This window comes from Polaromonas sp., from assembly GCF_039932935.1.
Taxonomy (GTDB): Bacteria; Pseudomonadota; Gammaproteobacteria; order Burkholderiales; family Burkholderiaceae_C; genus Polaromonas.
In genome coordinates, this window is sequence record NZ_JBDTPB010000111.1 from 1 (window position 1) to 19,820 (window position 19,820).

20 protein-coding genes are annotated in these 19,820 nt (G+C 57.5%); 14 read left to right on the forward strand and 6 right to left on the reverse strand.

All coding sequences use genetic code 11. The features are described 5' to 3' along the window. The first annotated feature begins 11 nt into the window (after positions 1-11). The 6 genes from ABI546_RS18085 to ABI546_RS18110 all read left to right on the forward strand — a co-directional run bounded on the left by ABI546_RS18085 (position 12) and on the right by ABI546_RS18110 (position 7,925). Positions 12-803 carry a 3',5'-cyclic-nucleotide phosphodiesterase gene (locus ABI546_RS18085; protein ID WP_348048827.1) on the forward strand — a complete coding sequence of 264 codons (792 nt, stop codon included), beginning with the start codon at positions 12-14 and terminating at the stop codon, positions 801-803. After that, on the forward strand, positions 800-3,205 hold the full coding sequence (locus ABI546_RS18090; protein ID WP_348048782.1) for an ATPase, T2SS/T4P/T4SS family: 2,406 nt from the start codon (positions 800-802) through the stop codon (positions 3,203-3,205). Before ABI546_RS18085 ends, ABI546_RS18090 begins: the two co-directional genes overlap by 4 nt. 144 nt (positions 3,206-3,349) lie before the next feature. Next, entirely contained in the window at positions 3,350-3,877 is a 528-nt protein-coding gene (locus ABI546_RS18095; RefSeq protein WP_348048783.1) for a pilin, read from the forward strand. A gap of 135 nt (positions 3,878-4,012) precedes the next feature. Continuing rightward, positions 4,013-4,540, forward strand: a complete 528-nt coding sequence (locus tag ABI546_RS18100) for a pilin (protein ID WP_348048784.1) — start codon at positions 4,013-4,015, stop codon at positions 4,538-4,540. Further along, on the forward strand, positions 4,468-6,270 hold the full coding sequence (locus tag ABI546_RS18105; RefSeq protein ID WP_348048786.1) for a Wzy polymerase domain-containing protein: 1,803 nt from the start codon (positions 4,468-4,470) through the stop codon (positions 6,268-6,270). The genes ABI546_RS18100 and ABI546_RS18105 overlap by 73 nt, the downstream gene beginning before the upstream one ends. 65 nt (positions 6,271-6,335) lie before the next feature. Further along, a complete protein-coding gene (locus ABI546_RS18110; protein WP_348048788.1) occupies positions 6,336-7,925 on the forward strand; it encodes a Wzy polymerase domain-containing protein in 1,590 nt (529 codons plus the stop codon). Here the strand turns inward: ABI546_RS18110 and moaC are convergent. Beyond that, positions 7,920-8,411, reverse strand: coding sequence for a cyclic pyranopterin monophosphate synthase MoaC (gene moaC, locus ABI546_RS18115; protein ID WP_348048790.1), 492 nt, complete (start codon positions 8,409-8,411; stop codon positions 7,920-7,922). The two genes, ABI546_RS18110 and moaC, sit on opposite strands and share 6 nt — an antisense overlap. A gap of 41 nt (positions 8,412-8,452) precedes the next feature. On the opposite strand from moaC, the gene tfpZ reads away from it, so the two are divergent. Both tfpZ and ABI546_RS18125 read left to right on the forward strand, forming a co-directional pair. Further along, complete coding sequence (tfpZ, locus tag ABI546_RS18120) at positions 8,453-9,232, forward strand: TfpX/TfpZ family type IV pilin accessory protein (RefSeq protein ID WP_348048792.1); 780 nt, start codon at positions 8,453-8,455, stop codon at positions 9,230-9,232. Between the two features lie 58 nt (positions 9,233-9,290). Beyond that, positions 9,291-10,850 carry a M48 family metalloprotease gene (locus ABI546_RS18125; RefSeq protein ID WP_348048829.1) on the forward strand — a complete coding sequence of 520 codons (1,560 nt, stop codon included), beginning with the start codon at positions 9,291-9,293 and terminating at the stop codon, positions 10,848-10,850. Here the strand turns inward: ABI546_RS18125 and ABI546_RS18130 are convergent. The 3 genes from ABI546_RS18130 to ABI546_RS18140 all read right to left on the reverse strand — a co-directional run bounded on the left by ABI546_RS18130 (position 10,806) and on the right by ABI546_RS18140 (position 12,584). Beyond that, positions 10,806-11,159, reverse strand: a complete 354-nt coding sequence (locus tag ABI546_RS18130; protein WP_348048794.1) for a phage holin family protein — start codon at positions 11,157-11,159, stop codon at positions 10,806-10,808. The genes ABI546_RS18125 and ABI546_RS18130 overlap by 45 nt on opposite strands. 166 nt (positions 11,160-11,325) lie before the next feature. Further along, positions 11,326-11,775, reverse strand: a complete 450-nt coding sequence (locus tag ABI546_RS18135) for a hypothetical protein (RefSeq protein WP_348048795.1) — start codon at positions 11,773-11,775, stop codon at positions 11,326-11,328. Between the two features lie 80 nt (positions 11,776-11,855). Continuing rightward, positions 11,856-12,584, reverse strand: a complete 729-nt coding sequence (locus ABI546_RS18140; RefSeq protein WP_348048796.1) for a TerC family protein — start codon at positions 12,582-12,584, stop codon at positions 11,856-11,858. A gap of 487 nt (positions 12,585-13,071) precedes the next feature. Here ABI546_RS18140 and ABI546_RS18145 point away from each other — a divergent pair, with 487 nt between their 5' ends. Further along, the gene (locus ABI546_RS18145) at positions 13,072-13,539 is read left to right on the forward strand and encodes a DUF3717 domain-containing protein (RefSeq protein ID WP_348048797.1); all 468 of its coding nucleotides are present in this window, start codon (positions 13,072-13,074) and stop codon (positions 13,537-13,539) included. A gap of 77 nt (positions 13,540-13,616) precedes the next feature. After that, the gene (locus ABI546_RS18150) at positions 13,617-13,913 is read left to right on the forward strand and encodes a DUF2007 domain-containing protein (RefSeq protein WP_348048798.1); all 297 of its coding nucleotides are present in this window, start codon (positions 13,617-13,619) and stop codon (positions 13,911-13,913) included. Positions 13,914-14,145: 232 nt separating this feature from the next. Here ABI546_RS18150 and purB read toward each other — a convergent pair whose 3' ends face one another. Beyond that, positions 14,146-15,537 (reverse strand): adenylosuccinate lyase, encoded by a 1,392-nt coding sequence (gene purB, locus ABI546_RS18155; RefSeq protein ID WP_348048800.1) that lies wholly within the window; start codon positions 15,535-15,537, stop codon positions 14,146-14,148. A 162-nt stretch (positions 15,538-15,699) separates the two neighbouring features. Here purB and ABI546_RS18160 point away from each other — a divergent pair, with 162 nt between their 5' ends. After that, positions 15,700-16,317, forward strand: coding sequence for a glutathione S-transferase N-terminal domain-containing protein (locus tag ABI546_RS18160; protein ID WP_348048802.1), 618 nt, complete (start codon positions 15,700-15,702; stop codon positions 16,315-16,317). A gap of 806 nt (positions 16,318-17,123) precedes the next feature. On the opposite strand, the gene ABI546_RS18165 is transcribed toward ABI546_RS18160, so the two are convergent. Further along, positions 17,124-17,738 carry a glutathione peroxidase gene (locus ABI546_RS18165; protein WP_348048804.1) on the reverse strand — a complete coding sequence of 205 codons (615 nt, stop codon included), beginning with the start codon at positions 17,736-17,738 and terminating at the stop codon, positions 17,124-17,126. Positions 17,739-18,080: 342 nt separating this feature from the next. Between ABI546_RS18165 and ABI546_RS18170 the strand changes: the two genes are divergently transcribed. Genes ABI546_RS18170 through rfaE2 form a run of 3 tightly spaced genes read left to right on the forward strand, consistent with a single transcriptional unit; the run spans position 18,081 to position 19,807 of the window. After that, positions 18,081-18,950 carry a ferritin-like domain-containing protein gene (locus tag ABI546_RS18170; protein ID WP_348048806.1) on the forward strand — a complete coding sequence of 290 codons (870 nt, stop codon included), beginning with the start codon at positions 18,081-18,083 and terminating at the stop codon, positions 18,948-18,950. Further along, positions 18,950-19,300, forward strand: coding sequence for a Rid family hydrolase (locus ABI546_RS18175; RefSeq protein ID WP_348048808.1), 351 nt, complete (start codon positions 18,950-18,952; stop codon positions 19,298-19,300). Before ABI546_RS18170 ends, ABI546_RS18175 begins: the two co-directional genes overlap by 1 nt. 9 nt (positions 19,301-19,309) lie before the next feature. Beyond that, complete coding sequence (rfaE2, locus tag ABI546_RS18180) at positions 19,310-19,807, forward strand: D-glycero-beta-D-manno-heptose 1-phosphate adenylyltransferase (protein WP_348048810.1); 498 nt, start codon at positions 19,310-19,312, stop codon at positions 19,805-19,807. Positions 19,808-19,820 lie beyond the last annotated feature (13 nt).

Below are 19,820 nucleotides of genomic sequence, written 5' to 3' on the forward strand. Positions count from 1 at the left end.
CGGAAAACCTCATGAAAGTACGTGTACTCGGCTGCTCGGGAGCCATTGCCAAGGACTGCCGAACCACGTCTTTTTTGCTGGACAACGACCTGCTGGTTGATGCGGGTACTGGCGTGGGTGACCTCACCCTGGATGAAATGGCCGGGATCGACCATGTTCTTTTGACGCATTCGCATCTTGATCACGTGGCCGCACTACCGCTCATGGTGGATGCCATTGCAGCCCGACGCACGGTGCCCATCCAGATTCACGCGCTGCAGGGCACGATTGATGCGCTGAAGGCCCATATTTTTAACAATACCATCTGGCCCGATTTTTCGCGAATTCCCAGTCCTGAATCGCCGTTTGTGACTTTTCATTCACTGGAAGTTGGACAAACCTTGCTGTTGGCAGGCAAACAAATAGAGGTGCTCCCTGCCGTGCATACCGTCCCCGCGGCGGGTTATGCGGTGGCCACAGAAAAAGGGTACTGGATTTTTACGGGCGACACCGAACAAAACCCGGCCTTGTGGGCTCGTATTAATCAGATGAGCGTTGCGATGCTCGTCATCGAGACAGCTTTCAGCAATCGTGAGCGCGAGCTTGCCAAACGCAGCCTCCATCTTTCCCCTCATGCACTGGCCAACGAGCTTGATTGCATCGAGCGGGGAAATAACTATCCCATTTACATTACCCACACCAAGCCGGCCGAGACAGATCTAATCATGGCCGAGATACAGCGTTTTGACCAGACTCGTCCATTTGGTGAAAATGTGTCGCACGACATCCGGTGGTTGAGGGCAGGCCAGGAGTTTGAGCTATGAGCGCCGTATTGGAACGCGACCCAGAGGATGAGTTTTTTGACTCGCAAATGCTGCCGCCGCAGGAGCGCGGCGTTACGTTCGAGGCTCTGTATTTTCGGCAACTGCAACTGGTCACCAACCGGATTCACGAGACGGAAAATGTCGAGCAGATCATGCTCGAAGCCAGCCAGGACATTTGCAAGCTCTTTAATGCGGACCGTTTGACGCTATACGCAGTGAATGAGGATCGCAGCTCCATTGTTTCCAAAGTCAAAACGGGCCTCAACACCAGCCGCGACCTGAAACTCCCTGTCAGCGCGCAGAGTATCGCGGGCTATGTAGCCATGTCCCGGCAAATGGTCAACATTGCGGATGTCTATGACGAGGGAGCGCTGAAGAAAATTCATCCCGCCCTGAGCTTTCTCCAGGAGGTCGACAAACGCTCTGGGTACAGAACCAAGCAGATGCTGGTGGCGCCTGTCATGGATGGAGATACGCTGTATGGCGTGCTTCAGGTCATCAATAACCGAAGCGACCAGCCTTTTGGAAAACTTGAGGAGGATGGCGCACTCCAGCTGTGCAAAACCCTTGGCATCGCGATACGCCAGCGCATGCAAAAAGCAGGCGAGAGCCAAAGGCGCAAGGCCACCAAGTACGATGGTCTGGTGACAGAGGGCGTGCTATCGCAGGATGAACTGCAGCAATGCATTGTCCAGGCGCGTGACGAAGGGAGATCGGTCGAACACATGTTGATGGCCAATTTCCATATTCGCCCTACGCAGATCGGTGCTTCGCTTGCCAAATTTTTCGGTGTGGCGTACGAACCATTCAACTCCGGGCGCATACGTTCTGAAATGTTGCATGGGGCGCTAAAGCGCGACTTCATTGAGCAGCAAGGTTGGATCCCCCTGGAAGAGACCACCGATGGCTTGGTCGTCATGTGTGTGGATCCGGAAGCCGTTCGGGGCGCGCGTGTAGTGCCACAGGTCTTCTCGAGAGTCTCCAAGTTTTCCTACAGGGTGACGACACAGACTGAATTCGAGGAAACGCTGGGGCAGCTGTTTGGTGCAGTGGCAGAAGGCAGCTCCATCGACCAACTGCTCGCGGACATGGACTCTCCGCTTGATGGTGATTCCAGTGACGATTCTTCGCTGGAATCCGCCGCGGCGGACAACGAACTGGTTAAATTCGTCAACAAGGTCATCATTGACGCGTACAACCAAAAGGTCTCGGACATCCATATCGAGCCCATGCCCGGTAAAGCCAAAACCGGCATTCGCTTTCGTATTGACGGTACCTTGCAGCCCTACATCGAAGTGCCGGCACAGTTTCGACAAGCCATGGTCACGCGACTCAAGATCATGTGCGATCTCGACATTTCCGAAAAGCGAAAACCGCAAGACGGCAAGATCAAGTTCAAGAAATATGGGCCGCTGGACATTGAATTGCGTGTCGCAACCATCCCTTCTGCGGGGGGGGTGGAAGATGTGGTCATGCGTATTCTTGCGGCCGGGGAACCGATTCCGCTCGAAAAACTGGGCCTGACTGCGCACAACAAGGAGCGGCTTGAAAAAACGGTTTCCAAGCCCTACGGATTGTTTTATGTGTGTGGGCCCACTGGCTCCGGAAAAACCACCACGCTGCATTCCATCCTGAAGTTCTTGAATACCCCCGATACCAAAATCTGGACCGCCGAAGATCCCGTGGAAATTACCCAAAAAGGGTTGCGCCAGGTACAAATCAACAGGAAAGCGGGCATAGACTTCGCCCTGGTCATGCGGGCTTTTTTGCGAGCTGACCCAGACATCATCATGGTCGGTGAGTCCCGAGACAAAGAAACGGTGGCGATGGGTGTGGAGGCCTCATTGACGGGGCACATGGTTTTTTCCACGCTGCATACCAATTCAGCGCCCGAGTCCATCACGCGGCTGCTGGATATGGGCATGGACCCCTTCAATTTCGCAGATGCGTTGCTGGGCATCCTGGCTCAGCGATTGGCCAAAAAACTGTGTGATTGCAAAGAGGCGTACCAGCCCAGTGCCCAGGAAGTCAAAGATTTCATCAAGGAATACTCAGAGGAGCTGCGCCATACCGAAGCCTGGAAAGCTGATCCCGGCGGTGAGTCGCAAAAGCTTTATGAAGACTGGATGGAGCGCTATGGGAAAGACGACAAGCTAACGCTGTACCGCGCGGTTGGCTGTGACAAGTGCAATAAAACCGGCTACAAAGGGCGGATTGGCTTGCATGAGCTGATGATTGCCGACGAAGCAGCCAAAAAACTCATTCAGGAGCGCGCCCGTGTGGCAGATCTGTTCGCCAGTGCGGTGAATAGCGGCATGCGAACGCTGAAAATGGACGGCATGGAAAAAGTGCTGATGGGGCTGACAGACCTGAAGATGGTCCGATCCGTCTGCATCAAGTGACAAAAATGTCGTTGAATTTAAAGACGCAAGCCAAAAAGGTAAGTTCATGGCCTTTTGCGGCCGAAAAATCACGGAAAAGCAGCCTCTTTGACGTGGCACAAAAACTGCATTTGAACTTAGCTATTTTTTAACCAAGGAGTTTTTATGAAACGTTCAATCCAAAAGGGTTTTACCCTGATCGAGTTGATGATCGTCGTGGCGATTATCGGTATTCTGGCTGCGGTGGCTTTGCCTGCTTATCAGGATTACACCGTCCGTGCGAAGATGTCTGAAGCCATTCTGGCGGCTTCACAATGCCGTACCAGCATGACTGAAACAATCCAGTCCGCATCTTCGGGCACCACCATCGTGGCTAATGGTTGGGGCTGTGAGCAGTCAATTGCTGCGTCGGGCACCAAGTATGTTGCAACGGTCATGACCAGCGGCTTGGCTGCCACGCCAGCTGTTGGCGATGCGGTTATCACTGTGACAACCCAAGCCATGAACAATGCGGCTAACAGCACTGCTGGCGGTACTGTACGGCTCGCGGCGTGTAATGCAGCTACGCAGACGACATTTGCTACGTGCACTCCACCAGCTGTGGGCGGAACCATCAATTCGTGGATTTGTGGCCCTGGCAATACCACCCCTGTGTTGCCAAAATATTTGCCAGGCTCGTGCCGCGCACTTTGAGATAGTTCAAAAAAAAGCGGCTATGGCCGCTTTTTTTATCGAAAGCTTGCGAAAAGCAGTTTGTCCCGCTGATTGTCTATATTATTTGACATTCGTCGGTTTGGCCTTTGGTAGACTTTTACTCAAGTGGAATTTATGACGCACTCCATTCAAAAGGGTTTTACTCTGATCGAATTGATGATCGTCGTGGCGATTATCGGTATCTTGGCTGCAGTGGCTCTGCCTGCATATCAAGATTACACCGTACGTGCGAAAATGTCGGAAGCAATTCTGGCTGCATCGCAGTGTCGTACCAGCATGACTGAAACCATTCAATCTGCTTCGTCCGGAACGACTATCGTTGCGAACGGCTGGGGTTGTGAGCAATCCATTGCTGCCTCGGGAACCAAGTACGTTGCAACGGTAATGACCAGTGCGTTGGCCGCTACGCCAGTCGTTGGTAATGCAGTTATCACTGTGACAACGCAAGCCATGAACAATGCGGCTAACGGTGCTGCTGGCGGTACTGTACGACTCGCGGCGTGTAATGCAGCTACGCAGACGACATTTACTACGTGCACTCCACCAGCTGTGGGTGGAACCATCAATTCATGGATTTGTGGCCCTGGCGCTACCAGCCCTGTGTTGCCAAAGTATTTGCCAGGCTCGTGCCGCGCACTTTAATTCATTGCATATTTTTAAATATCAAGAAAGCGGCTCTGGCCGCTTTTTTTATGGTCACTTCTCTTTTACACGCTTTCGGAATTCTTTTTTTTGGCTGGGCTTGGCTGGCTTACGATCACTACAGGCCATGGGTTAATTTCCATTCCGAAACCCTGGCGTTGCTAGGCGTTGGGCTAATGCTGGCGAGTCGGTGCCTCGGTGTAGCGGGCTCATCAGCTAAAGCGCCTCGCGCCGTATTTTTCGTGATTGCCTTGGCACTGATACCGTGGATGCAATATCTGCTGCGAATCAGTTTTTTTGCCGGCGATGCCTTGGTGACTTCGCTGTTTCTTGGTTCGCTAAGTGCCGCAATATGGCTTGGCTATAGTTATACCGTCGACGAACGCGATTCCACGAAGGTACTGACGCCGATCTTCTACACGCTTTGGCTGGTCGCGCTGGTTTCCGCCGCAATCGGATTACTTCAGTGGCTCAGCCTTACCGAAATCTTCACTGTTTATCTCGTGCAAGCAGATGATGAAAATAATCGCGCCATGGGCAACCTTGGCCAGCCAAACCAGCTTGCGACCCTCATGCTCATGGGCATGGCATGCTTGGTCTGGACGTTTGAACGCAGGCGCATTGGCCAAGCCGGGCTGTTTGCGGGCATCGGCTTTATGACAATAGCGCTGGTGTTAAGCCAATCGCGCGCCGGTATGCTCAGTGCGTTGGTAGTAGCAATATTTCTCGTCTACAAAAACAAAGCCGACACCTATCGCTTGCCGACAAAACATGTTTTGATCTGGCTACTGATGTTCGCGGTAGCTGTTTTTGCGCTGCCATATATCCATGAGGTACTGCTGTTAAGTAATTCTCGCGGTGGCGTGCGCTTTACCGACGGAGCCCGCTCAATCATGTGGCGCCAGATGCTCGCAGGCATAGCGGAGTCGCCTTGGATTGGCTATGGATGGAATCAAACACCGACTGCCCATGCTGCAGGCAGCATCGCTGTACCGGGAAGTCTCACATTCAGTTATGCGCATAACGCAGTTCTCGATCTTTTGGCGTGGAACGGCGTACCGCTGGGCGCGCTTTTGACCGCTGCAATTGCCTGGTGGTTCGCAAAGCGCATCAAAATGGCAAAAGACTCCAATGCTGTTTACGCAATGGCTGTCCTGCTGCCTGTAGCAATACACAGCATGGTCGAGTTTCCGTTTGCCTATTCCTATTTTTTACTGGCTGCCGGATTAATGGTTGGCGTGGTCGAAGGGTCGCTCCCAGACCAAAAAACCAAGAGGCTTGATCTTCGCTGGGTGGGTGCCGCTTTGGGCATATGGTTTGTCCTTGGAACCTATATGGTTTACGAGTACTTTCTTATTGAGGAAGACTTCAGGGTCGTGCGCTTTGAAAACCTACGCGTTGGGAAAACCCCTGCGGATTATGAAGTTCCACATATATGGATGCTTTCACACATGGGGTCAATGCTCAATGCCGGTCGGCAACAACCGACCCCAGGAATGAACGAGCAGGACATCGAAAATCTGCGCAAAACATCACTTCGGTTCCCTTATGGGGCTTTGGCGGTGCGTTACGCCTTGGCCTTGGGTTTGAATGGTGACCCGGAAGGAGCGACCCGTGAAATGGCCGTGATTCGCGGCATGTATGGTGCGTTCTACTATCAGGCTGCTGTCGATGTTCTACGGGAGCGGCAGCAACAATACCCTGAGTTGGCTAAGGTGCTAACACCCTGACAGTCAGCGTGTGCGGCGAAATCATAAGAGGCAGTAGGCGCGGCGTTTAGGTCACCCAGTTGTACATGCACCATACCCTCGTAATTTTTTTAGTTACCTTGCCGTGGCTCAATCCATTCGCCGCAGGTCCATCACCGAATGTTTATCCATTGCTGATAAGCCTCGCTGCCAGTGCTGGATTAATTGCTCTTCGAGCCCTTTCGCCGAATATCAATAAAGTGGGCGATGACGCTCCGTTCGGCCTGCATTGGGCCGTTCCGGTTTCCCGGGCCTGGATTCTGGCGGGGACGATCAGCTGCGTCTTTGCCCTGTTGCAATACTCAGGCCACGCCGATGCTCTCGCTCCCTGGGTGGCCAAAGCAGGCCTGGGTGAGGCCTTTGCGAATTTGCGCCAGCGCAATCAATTTGCCACCCTAACCAATATTGCCTTGGCCGCGGTGATCTGGTGGTCGGTGAGGGATGCGGAGCGCTTTACTTCGGCTGTGGAGCCTGATCGCCAGCGCTTGCTTGTCTTTGGCGCTGGGGTACTTGCGTTGGGCAATGCCGCCTCTTCCTCCCGTACCGGCATGGTGCAGTTGTTTTTGGTGGCTGGATTGTGGTGGTATTGGGGGGGAGGGCGAACATCCCCCACTCGATGGTTATTGTGGGTATCCGCAGTTGTGTATGTGTTGGGCATACTCTTCCTGCCATGGGTTGTCGGACTGGACCCATCTGTTTACGGTGCGGCGGCGCGATTTCTGGCCGGCGATGAACCTTGCGTTAGTCGTTTGACGCTCTGGTCGAATGTGTTGAGTCTCATTGGCCAGAAGCCGTGGTTTGGTTGGGGATGGGGTGAGCTGGATTACGCGCATTACATCACCGCCTACCAAGGCCCGCGATTCTGTCAAATACTCGACAACGCACACAATTTACCTTTGCAACTTGCTGTCGAGTTGGGGCTTCCCGCTTCGTCACTTGCTTGTGGCGCCTTTCTATACTGGATGATCCAGCGTACGCCATGGCGTGAAACTCATCCGACACGCCAACTTGCATGGACTGTGCTTTTTGTGATTTTGCTCCACAGCATGCTCGAATATCCGCTCTGGTACGGCCCATTCCTGATGGCCTTTTGCCTTTGCATCGCAATGCTCTGGCGGCGCGACGATGGGGCTCCGATTTCGGTGCAACGGTCAAAGTCATCAGCAACGGGTCGCCTATCAGCTGTAGGCATGCCATTGCTGGGTGCCCTTCTGCTAATTGCCGCTATCTATACCGCGTGGGATTACCGCCGCGTCAGCCAGATCTATCTTCCCGTTGATGACCGAGCCATGGCCTATCGCAGCGATACGCTGGCAAAAGTTGAGAACTCGTGGTTATTTGCAGATCAGGTGCGCTTTGCCCAGATGTCGCTCACACCGCTGACACCTGCAAACGCCATGTGGACATTCAATACGGCAAGCGCACTGCTGCACTATTCACCGGAGCCACGCGTTATTGAAAAGCTTATTGAAAGTGCGGTAATGCTCGGTTTCGACGATGTAGCCGTCGAACATCTGGCGCGCTACAGGGCCGCTTTCCCAATGGAATATGCACAATGGACGCGGCAAAACAATAAATCCACTATCGGAACTCCATTGAGGGGAGCGGCAGAAGTGAGAGGCGGAGCCACGCTATAACGCTCCGTGGACAAAACTACCTGATTTACCGCCATGCTTTTCAAGCACATGCACGTCGGTAATGATCATGCTTCGATCTGCTGCTTTGCACATGTCATAGATGGTCAATAGCGAAATCTGGACCGCAGTCAGTGCCTCCATTTCAACGCCGGTTGGGCCAATGGTTTCTACTGTGGCTGAACAGGCAATGCAAGAACTCTCCTCATCCGGGGTGAAATCGATGGCCACCCGAGTCAAAGCCAATGGATGGCACAGTGGAATCAGGTCGCTCGTTTTTTTCGCCGCCATGATTCCGGCAACACGTGCGATTCCCAGTACGTCGCCTTTTTTCGCGGTGCCCTGAAGAATAATGGACAGCGTGGCTGGATTCATTACGATACGGCCCTGCGCTATTGCAATGCGGTGCGTAGCCGTCTTGGCCCCGACGTCGACCATGTGCGCCTGGCCCTGGTCGTCAAAGTGGGTGAGCGGTGAAGAAGATGTCATGCTGTTACAAAACCTTTACAACCATCCCTCATCATAAGACCATGTTTGTGAACCAAAGCTCTTTGAAGGCGCGGCTAACGGCCGCTGGTATTCATTTCGGAATTAGTTTGTTGATTGCCTTGCTGGCTGCCTTGCTGGTTTTTGGCGTGTGGTATCCCTACCCTTACCGCGAAATCTCTGGCGGCCGCGAATTGTTTTTGATTGTGATCGCGGTGGATGTGGTCATGGGGCCCCTGCTGACGCTGACCGTTTTTAACCGCAAGAAGCCCCTGAAGGAGCTGCGCCGGGATTTGGCCGTCATTGGTGTGCTGCAATTGGCCGCATTGTCGTATGGTTTATGGACCGTTGCCATTGCCAGGCCGGTACATCTGGTGTTTGAGATTGATCGTTTCCGGGTGGTTCACGCCGTCGATATCCCATCGGAGGAAATGCATCTGGCCCCTCCGGGACTGCAGCGTCTTCCTCTCATGGGGCCTACGTTGCTTTCCATACGTGCTTTCAAAACTTCCCAGGAAGGTTTTGAAGCGACCATGGCCGCCGTTGAGGGCGCGTCGTTGGGTGCCCGGCCTGGGCTCTGGCAAAGCTATGAGCAGGCCAAGCCAGAAGTGCTCAAACGTGCACATCCGGTGTCTGAATTGAAGGCCCGTTTCCCCGGCCGGGTTGCCGACATCGACACAGCCTTGAGATCTGCTCTGGGACAGCAGCGGCCGCCGGATACCATTGCGTATCTTCCCCTGGTGGGCCGGCAGACGTTCTGGACCGTCCTCTTGGACGCTCGCACCGCAGAGGTGATCGCTTTTGTACCCATCGATCCATTCTGAACCCAAGCATTTAAAGCGAAGTCTCGCCATAAGCCGACTTGCGCTGGGTGTCGTGGCACTGACTACGTCAGCGCATTTGTGCCTCGCTCAAGTGCCGACCGGTGTCAGCGGGGGAACGACGGGTTCATTACCCTCGCTGGGTGAAACCTCCGACCTGGCAGCCGCCGCAGAACGTCGCATCGGAGACCGCATTGCTGTCAGCATCTACCGTGACCCCGACTACATTGACGATCCGGTGCTGGGCGATTACCTTCAAAGCATCTGGTTGCCGCTGGTGGCTGCCGCAAAGGCTCGGGGTGAACTGAATGCCGAGCTCGATGAACGGTTTGCGTGGCAGGTTTTCATGATCCGGGACCGCAGTATCAATGCCTTCGCGTTGCCCGGTGGCTATTTCGGTGTGCATCTGGGCTTGATGGCGGCGGTGAGCAGTGCAGACGAAATGGCTGCGGTGATGGGCCATGAACTCAGCCATGTCACGCAGCGGCACATTGCGCGCATGCTGACGCAGCAGTCGCGCCAGACCCCCTGGATGATTGCCGCCATGATCCTCGGCGTTCTGGCAGCCGGGAAGAGCAGCAGTGCTGGCAACGCCGCCATCGTCGGCGGGCAGGCGGTTGCGATGCAGAACCAACTCAACTTCTCCAGGGACATGGAGCGGGAGGCTGATCGCGTGGGTTTCGGGGTCATGACCGATGCCGGATTTGAAAGCCGGGGCGTTTCGGCCATGTTCGAGAAACTCCAACAGGCCTCACGCCTGAACGACAACGGATCCTTTCCCTACCTGAGGTCGCACCCCTTGACGACCGAACGAATTGCCGAGGCGCGTGCGCGCGTGCAGCTGTCGTCGGCAGACGCCGCAAAGCCCTCGCATGAAAAGGAAATTGACTCCGCCAAGGCGCGCGTGCTTCATGCCATGATGGCGTCGCGGGCACGCATTCTGGCGGCTCCTGGCGTCGATGGGCTGCGCACCATGGTGGCCGAGGCGCAACGGGGTGCCGCGCCGACAGGGCCTTTGCAGTCACCGGCTACACCTGGCAACGTGCGTGATGCGGGGGCACTGTACGGCGGCGCATTTGCCGCTGCCCAGTTGCGTGACTTTCCCACTGCCAAAAGCTTGTTGAGCCGGCTCAAACCTCTTGCCCCGGTGGATGCTCCGCAGCTCGTCAATGCGGTGGATTTGCTGGCGGTTGAAATTGACCTGTTGGCCGGAGTTGTTCCCTCGACGGCCGCGTCAACCGATATTGCCAAAGCAACATCGCGCGCAGAGGTGTTGCTGCAATCGCAATCCTTAATGGCCGCCAATCGCGCGCCGGAAGTCTCGGGTCGACTGCAAAGCTGGGTGGCCGTCCATCCCAAGGACGCGATGGCCTGGCAGCTGCTCGCGGTAGCCTACGGAAAGCAGAACCAGCAAGTCCGGGCGATCCGGGCTGACGCGGAAAGCCGCGCTGCCCAGCTGGACTATTCGGCCGCGCTAGACCGCTTCAAAGCGGCACAGGGGCTGATGCGCACGAGCCCGGGCAGCGCAGACTATGTGGAAGGCTCCATCCTTGACACGCGAACCCGCCAGACGGAGTCACTTGTTAAAGAGCAGGCGCTCCAGGACAAAATCGATCGCTAGCTGCAGCACCGAGTAAATCAGCGAGCCTATCAGTGCGGCGGTAAACCCCGTGACTTTCAGGCTGTCAATCAGGCCGGCCGCAGCCCAGAACATCAGTGCGTTGATGACAAACAGGAACAGGCCCAGCGTCACCAGCGTGACCGGCAGCGTCAGCAGAACCAGGATAGGGCGCACCACCATGTTGAGGGCCCCCAGCACTGCTGCAGCGACCAGCGCTCCGGTAAAGCTGGTTACCACCACTCCGGGGTAGAGGTAGGCAACAGCCAGTAAGGCCGCTGCACTTAAAAGCCATTTGAGGATTAGTTTCATAAGGAAAGAATACCACTTGGCCCGCCCGAAGCAGCCCAGTCAAAGGCCGGGCGGACAGGGTGCCTGACGAGAGGCTGCTGACAGCCCGCTCTCGCCACTCGACGCCGCGGCGTTTGGCTCTGGCGTAGGCCTACGGCCAAACTCCGCCAGCGCTGGAGCCACACGGTCAGTCGCTTGCCACCAGCAGCCCGGCGCCGGCCAGCGCGGTGGCGTACCCCAGGATGCCGTGGCTTTCCTGGGCTTGCGATGCCGTAACGGGTTGCATGTCCTGGCCAAACTTCGGCCGGCGCGCGTCCAGCACCCGTGCGGCGCCGTACTGTTTGATGAGGCTTTCGGTCTGCGTGATGAGCGCGGCCTGGGCCAGCTGGGTGAGCACTGCGTCACCCTCTTTTTGCAAAACGGGCGTCAGTTGTGCAAATACCTTTTCAGCCCACTTGCCGCGCCAGCTTTCACGCGCGCTGTGAGTGACCCATTTGCTGACGCGGTGCGTCACGCGGGGCGCGCAGCCGACCACGATCCAGCGGGTGGGGCTGCGGGACTGGCCGGTGGGCAGCATGGGTTGCAGCATCTGCAGGGCATATGAGGCATCGTCGATGTACACAATGATGTTGTCCATAAAGTTCTCCTTAAGTTGTCGTCGTTTTAGAAAGCTCGCTGGCTACAAAGGGGGCTCAAGGCCCCACGGGATTGCTGGTTTCAGTGCGGGATCAGGTCGGCATTCCGTGCGGACCGTGAGCGCCGTGTGGCCCACCACCCCGCTCCCAGGACGCCGGCCACTGCAAGGGCATAAGTGGCCCATTGCGCGGCAAGGTGCAGGGTTTCGGCCGAGGGCATGGTGCCCGGGCCGCCATAGATCGGGTCAAGCAGCGGCTCGCTCACAATCATTTTCGCGGCGGTAAAGGCTAGAACGGCGGAGCCCAGGTTGATGATGATGGGGAAGCGTTCCACCAGTTTGAGCACCAGGGTGCTGCCAAACACCACGATGGGTATGCTGACCAGCAGCCCGATGACCACGAGGTCAAACGAGCCGTGCGCCGCACCGGCTACGCCGAGCACGTTGTCGACACCCATCAGCGCGTCGGCCACCACGATGGTTTTCATCGCGCCCCAGAAGGTGTGGGCGACAGGACCATCGTGTTCCTTGTTGCCCTGGTCGGCCAGCAGCTTGTAGGCAATCCACAGCAGCCCCAGGCCGCCCACCAGCATCAGGCCCGGGATTTTAAGCAGCCACACCACGCCCACAGTCATGGCAGAGCGAACCACAATCGCGCCGACCGTACCCCACACGATGGCTTTTTTCTGCAAATGGGATGGCAGGTTGCGTGCGGCCAGTGCAATCACGATGGCGTTGTCGCCTGCGAGCACCAGGTCAATGAGGATGATCGCCAGCAAGGCGGACCACCAGGGGGTCGTAAATAGTTCCACGTTCACACTCCATGTCAAGTTTCGACTTGGAAATCCGCGTGCCGGCGCACGACGGATTCCCGGCTTCGAGAAACCGGAACGGGTGTGATGAGTGGCTTGGGGCGGCGTGAATGGACGCCGCGAATGCCTCGATCAAACCTGTTCAGGTTTCAATCGAAGGTCTGGCTCGACATGCAGTGTCGCTGCATGCCCAACAAGCCGGAAGTGTGAACTTCGTAATGACGACTTGTTGTTAGCGATTTTGCTGTGGTGTCTGTTTTCGTGTATTGCAGCAAAACGAGGGAGTTACTCCCCTTCGGGTGGGTATTTGACAATAAAAAATGATTCTTTGCAACCCGCGGGTGCCACTTGCCCGCGCGGCAGGGAGGCACGGCCGTATTTCCCCATGAAAGGAAGGCCGGCGCGTCTAGCCGATAATGAACGGCCCGGCGCTGCCACTTTCGCGCTTCATGGCTGCTTCACCGCGGCCCCCTAGACCCACCGCTCCATGCCCGGCATCCACATCACCGATATAGAAGCCGCCATCAACTACTGGCGTGACAAAAAGCCCTCGCCCGATGGCGTGACGCTGGCGCCCGAGTTGCGTGCGCTGGCCGAGGTCTACGCGCTCCTGGTTTTTTACCATGAGGAAGAAGCCGACGAAAAAAGCTTCCCGCCCAAGGCACTGGCGGCGTGGCGCACCTGGTACGACACGACAGCCGATACGCCCTGCATCGCGATCTGCTCCACCAGCCAGGGGGACGCCCTGTGCAAGGGGTGCGGCCGGACGTTTGACGAAGTGCAGCACTGGCCAGAGATGACGCCCGCCGAGAAGCGCGGCACCTGGCGGCGCATCACGCAGGAGGCCACGGCCTGGCGATTTGGCCGCTACGCCGATCGCGCCCTTGAGAACAGCGCCAGGGATGCGCCGAAGGACATTGCTGCCACCGCGCCCGCCTCAACACCAAAACTATAGGCGTTTTGGGCTTGCAGCCCAGGTACAGCGAGCGCAAGCAGCTATGAATTTGATAGTGAAGTCGCTACACTGGCAACATGCTGAGACTGACGCGGGCCCCCAATATCGCCATTGCCGCGCTGTGGGTTGATGTGCTGCAGAACGCCGGTATCGCCGCCAGCGTGCAACGCTATTTTCTGGGCAGCGTGGCCGGTGAGCTGCCGCCCGACCAGTGCCAGCCCGAAGTCTGGCTAACCCACAACGAACAAGAGTCCCGCGCCCGGGAGTTGCTCGACAACCTGCAGAACATGCCGCAGCGGCGCTGGCTATGCGCCTGCGGTGAAACCGTGGAAGGTGGTTTCGAGCAGTGCTGGGCCTGCGGCAGGGATATGTAGCCCCCACGCTCCCCCACTTCGTGTGGGTCGCTGCCCCCCGAGGGGGCTGCCCGCCTGCGGTCTGGCGAAGCCAGTCCCGCGGCTCATGCTGGGTTGGAGAGCCCAACTCAACCGCCGCATTCAACTCCACATCAGTGGGGGCCGTGGAACCGGCTTAGCCGGGCCACAGGCGCCGCCCCCTGAGGGGGGAACAGGCTACACGCAGTGAGCCTGGACGGGGGGATCTAGCTTTTTAGACTTTTTTGGCCAATATGGCCGCCATGCCGACATAGGTGCCAGGGGTCATCTTCAGCAGGCGTTCTTTTTCCGCTTCGGGAATTTCCAGCGAACGGATCAGCGCGTGCAGGTCTTCCGCCTTCACGGTTTTGCCGCGCGTGACTTCCTTGAGCTTCTCGTAAGCGCCTTGCACGCCGTAACGCCGCATCACTGTCTGGATCGGCTCGGCCAGCACTTCCCATGAGCTGTTCAGGTCTTCGCTCAGCGCTTCACGGTTGAGCTCGAGCTTGTTCAGCCCCACGCTCATCGAGTTGTAGGCCAGCACGGCATAGCCCAGCGCCACGCCCATGTTGCGCAGCACGGTGGAGTCGGTCAGGTCGCGTTGCCAGCGGGAAATCGGCAGCTTTTCGCTCAGGTGCCGCAGCAGCGCGTTGGCCAGGCCTAAATTGCCTTCGGCGTTTTCAAAATCAATCGGGTTGACCTTGTGCGGCATGGTCGAAGAACCGATCTCGCCGTCTTTCAGGCGTTGCTTGAAGTAGCCCACGCTCACATAACCCCAGATGTCGCGGGCCAGGTCGATCAGGATGGTGTTGGTGCGGGCCACGGCGTCAAACAGCTCGGCCATGTAGTCGTGCGGCTCGATCTGGATGCTGTAGGGCTGAAAGGTCAGGCCCAGGCCCAGCGGCTCGGGCGTTTCAATCACGTTGCGGCTGAAGCCTTCCCAGTCAAAGTCGGGCCAGGCCGAAAGATGGGCGTTGTAGTTGCCCACCGCGCCGTTCATCTTGGCCATCAGCTTGATGCTGGCGATCTTGTCGCGGGCATTGGCCAGCCGCACCACCACGTTGGCGATTTCCTTGCCGACCGTGGTTGGACTGGCCGTCTGGCCGTGCGTGCGGCTGAGCATGGGTTCTTCGGCGTAGATGTGGGCCATTTCGCGCAGCTGCGCAATGACTTTATCGAGCGCCGGCAACACCACCAGGTCGCGGCTGCTTTTAAGCTGCAGCGCGTGGCTGGTGTTGTTGATGTCCTCACTGGTACAGGCAAAGTGCACAAATTCGCTGGCGCCCTGCAGCTCCGGCCGGGCTTCAAACTTCGACTTGATCCAGTACTCGACCGCTTTCACGTCGTGGTTGGTGGTTTTTTCGATGTCCTTGATGGCCGAGGCGTCGGTTTCCGAGAAGTTTTTGACCAGACCCAACAAATACGTGCGGGCGCCGGGGCTCAGCGGCTTGAACTCCGCAAATTTGGCATCGGAAAGCGCGATGAACCAGGCCACTTCCACCTGCACGCGGCGGTGCATATAGCCCTGCTCGGACATCAGGGGGCGCAACTGGTTCAGTTTGCTCGCGTAGCGGCCGTCCAGCGGGGACAGCGCATTAATGGTGGAAAAAGGAGGGGAAGAGCTCATCCGCCAATTGTAGGCCGGAGGCCTTACCGCCCTGAGTGTTCCAGCCCGAGGCCGGCTACCCGCAATATGTGCATATTTGAGAAGCTTTACCCGCCGTCAGCCGGGGCTGTGGGCTTACTCGATAGAATGCTCTTCCCCTCGGACCACGATCTCACACCCATCATGAAACTCATCGGATCCGCTACCAGCCCCTATGTGCGCAAAGTGCGCATCGTCATGGCCGAGAAAAAACTCGACTACCAGTTCATCCTGGAAGACGTCTGGGCAGCCAACACCACCATCCAGGCATCGAACCCGCTGGGCAAGGTGCCCTGCCTGGTCATGGAAGGCGGCGAAGCCGTGTTTGACTCCCGCGTGATCGTCGAATACCTCGACACCCTGTCTCCCGTCGGCAAACTCATTCCCACGCAAGGCCGCGAACGCGCCGAAGTCAAAACCTGGGAAGCCCTGGCTGACGGCCTCATGGACGCCGCCATCCTGGCACGCCTCGAGGCCACCTGGTCCGGCCGCCACACGAAACAGCGCAGCGACCCCTGGATCGACCGCCAGATGGGCAAGATCGAGGCCACCCTCAAGGCCATGAGCACAGGCCTGGGCGACAAGGCGTTTTGCAGCGGCATTCACTTCAGCCTGTCCGACGTGGCCGTCGGCTGTGCACTCGGCTATCTCGACCTGCGCTTTGCGCAGATCAACTGGCGTGAGATGTATCCAAACCTGACCCGGCTGCAAGACAAGCTGATGCAACGCCCCAGCTTTGCGGAGAGCATTCCGCCGGGTTGATCTGCGGACGCGACTGGGCGTCGTCACTCAACTCAGCCCAGGGTTGCGCTGAGCTTTTCAACGTGACCTTGCTGGCGGGTATTTGCTATTAATTTAATAGCTGCTTGCGCACACCAGCATTGGGATTAGCGGCTATTTGATGCATAAAGCGGTGCTGCATACGGGGTTTTTCTCCGCATTTAGCATGGGTCAACCGTGTAGGGGTGTCCTGCAGGGAATATTTCAAGAGAAAAGCGCTTGAAGCCCAATGGGAGCCAGTGCGAGCAGCTATGAAATAGATAGCGGGCGAGGGCCGCGGGTACCCAGACTCTGTAGCATCGCGGACGGGCGACGGGCACCGGGTCTCGCTAGCCGGCATACCCCTGAATATAAAAATGCTGCGAAGCGCCCCGGCGCGAACGAGGGAGGGAGGGAGGAGGAGGAGCGCCCCGGGATTGCAGCTGAACCTGGACGGCTCAGAAGGCTTCGCAACAATGAAACTGTTCTTGCCGGTGCAAACCAAATTACACCTGCCAAGGTATGAGCGTCCATGGTCCCATGGAGTTCCCCACATGCCTACCCGTTGGCACGTAAATTTTTGTTAACCAAGTTGGTATGGGGTGTGTCTGCGGATGCACGCGGGCCATGGCAGAAAACGGCCGGGCCCTCTTGCCGAGCCGGCTGCCGAAACCGCAGCTAGCCCGGGGGGAACCGAGCGTGAACCAAGGTAGGGATGCGCGCGCTTGCCGCATCAAAAAACACAAAAATGCCCACTCCGGTAAAGAGCGACTCGCTGCGGACTTTGCAAAAAAGCACACTTTTCGTTGCTATTTTGCGGCAAGCTGCTTCTCGATTTCTGTGAGAAAGAGTGCGCTGGCCGGGTCGGCCATGGAGTTGAAACTCACGACGTGGGCGCCGTCCCGGGCAATGACGTACTTGTAGAAATTCCAGCGCGGCGCGGTGCCGGTACGGGCCGCCAGCTTTTGAAACAGGGGGTTGGCGTCCTTCCCGGTGACGCTGGTTTTGGTGAACATCGGAAATTTCACGCCAAAGGTGTTTTCGCAGAAGTCCGCAATCTCCTTGTTGCTGCCCGTTTCCTGGGAAAAGTCATTGGAAGGAAAGCCCAACACCACCAGTCCGCGTTCCTGGTAGCGGGCGTAAAGCGCTTCAAGCCCCTTGTACTGCGACGTGAAGCCGCAGAAGCTGGCGGTATTGACCACCACCACGACCTTGCCGCTGTATTGGCAAAGCGACTGCGGTTTCTCGTCCTGGAGCCGTAAAAACTGGTGTTGCAGCAAGGGCGCACACGCTGCGGGCGGGGGGCTCGCTTCCTGCGGTGCTGCGGCTTGCGCGATGGCAGGGGCCAGCAAAGCGTGAGCCGGCAGTGTGGCAAGTACCAACCATCGAAGGGCTGTGCGTGGGACCAAAGTAGCGATTCGCATGGGTTCACTCCGGGGTGTGATCGGACCAATTCATTTTGCGCCAATGGCGTGCGGTGGGTGTGTTGTGCGGCATTGCCCTGACAATACGCCGCCCCCGCGGCAGCGGATTCAGGTGATTCCGTCCGCTTGGCTTAGAAACAGGCGTAGCCGCGCCAGACCAAAAAGAACGCGGGTGTGGGGCAACGCGCCGGAATGGGGTCCGAATTAGCCTGATTTGGCGGTAAATATCCTATAAATCGCCCGTTGTCACATTAGCCGCCTAAAATCGTTACAAGTACCCAGGATGCGTGACACGACATCCGAGGCAGACGTATCTGCGTATCCCTTTCGAAGGAGCTCCCAATGCTTTATCCCGAACTGTTCAAGCAACTCGAATCCGTCCGTTGGGACATGGACAAGGACATCCCCTGGGCGAGTTTTGACGCGTCCAAACTGACCGATGAACAGGCCCAGACCATCAAGATGAATGCGATCACGGAATGGTCGGCTTTGCCTGCCACCGAAATGTTTCTGCGCGACAACAAGGACGACAGCGATTTTTCGGCGTTCATGTCGATCTGGTTTTTTGAAGAGCAGAAGCACTCGCTGGTGCTGATGGAATACCTCAAACGCTTCCGCCCGGAACTTGCGCCTACGGAAAAGGAACTGCACGAAGTGCGTTTCGAATTTGAACCGGCGCCTGCGCTGGAAACGCTGATGCTGCATTTTTGCGGTGAGATCCGCCTGAACCACTGGTACCGCCGCGCCAGTGAATGGCACACCGAACCCGTCATCAAACAAATTTACACCCAGCTCAGCCAGGACGAGGCTCGCCACGGCGGCGCTTACCTGCGCTACATGAAGCGCGCCATCAATAATTTTGGCAATGAGGCGAAATCCGCTTTCACCAAAGTCGGTGTCCTCATGGCCAGCGCGCGGCGTACCGCCCAGGCGCTGCACCCGACCAATCTCCATGTCAATAAAAGCCTGTTTCCGCGCGACACCATCCAGAGCCGGCTTCCCAACCCCGAGTGGCTTGAGCACTGGCTGGATACGCAGATCAAGTTTGACGCGGTGTGGGAGGGCAAGGTGGTTGAGCGCATCTTGCACAACCTCAGCCTGCTGATGAACCAGAGCTTCAAAAGCGTTCAGGAGCTCAACCGCTACCGCAAGGAAATCGGCAAGGAACTGGCAGAGTCCCTCGCCGCCAAGCAAGCCTCCGCCAACGCCTGATGCAAGACGTCCGATGGCCGAGTGCCTCGGGCGGCAGGAGCCGCGTGGTTGCGCGCGGTGCGCAGGTTTTTGCGGTGGCCAATGCCAGCGACGCGTCCCTGGATTTCCGGGGGCAGCTTTCGCAAACACTGGAAATGCTCGACACCCACCTGCTGCAAGCGGGGACATCCCGCGCCGGCTTGCTCAGCGTGCAGATCTTCGTGGCGGACATGCAGCACAAACCGCAGCTCGATATCGCCTGGCGGGCCTGGATTGGTGACGACAGCAGTGCCTGGCCGCAACGGGCTGTGGTTGGCGCCGAACTTGACGGGGGCTTGCAAGTCGAGATCGTGGCGCAGGCCTTCCGTTAAAGTCCCCCGATGTCCAGCGAACACCTCTCCCCCGGCTTTCTGCGAAAAATCGTTTCACGAGACGAGGCGCGGGAGCGTTTGGCTTCCCTGCCGCGCCCGGTTGTCTTCACCAACGGCGTGTTCGATGTGCTGCACCGCGGGCATGTCACCTATCTGGCCGATGCCCGCGCGCTCGGGGCAAGTCTGGTGGTGGCGCTGAACACTGACGCGTCGGCCCGGCGGCTGGGCAAGGGCCCCGAACGGCCACTCAACAACGAACAGGACCGCGCGGCCATGATGGCGGCGCTTGAGTCAGTCAGCCTGGTGACCTGGTTTGACGAAGATACGCCGCTTGAATTGATCCGAGAACTTCAGCCGGACCTGCTGGTCAAGGGCGGGGATTACGACATGGAAACGCTGGCCGAGACCGCGGCAGTCAAGGCCTACGGCGGCAGTGCCCGCGCAATTCCGTTTGTGGATGGCTATTCGACCACCGCATTGGTGAAAAAAATTCGCGCTGCCCAATGATCAGTTGATGGGC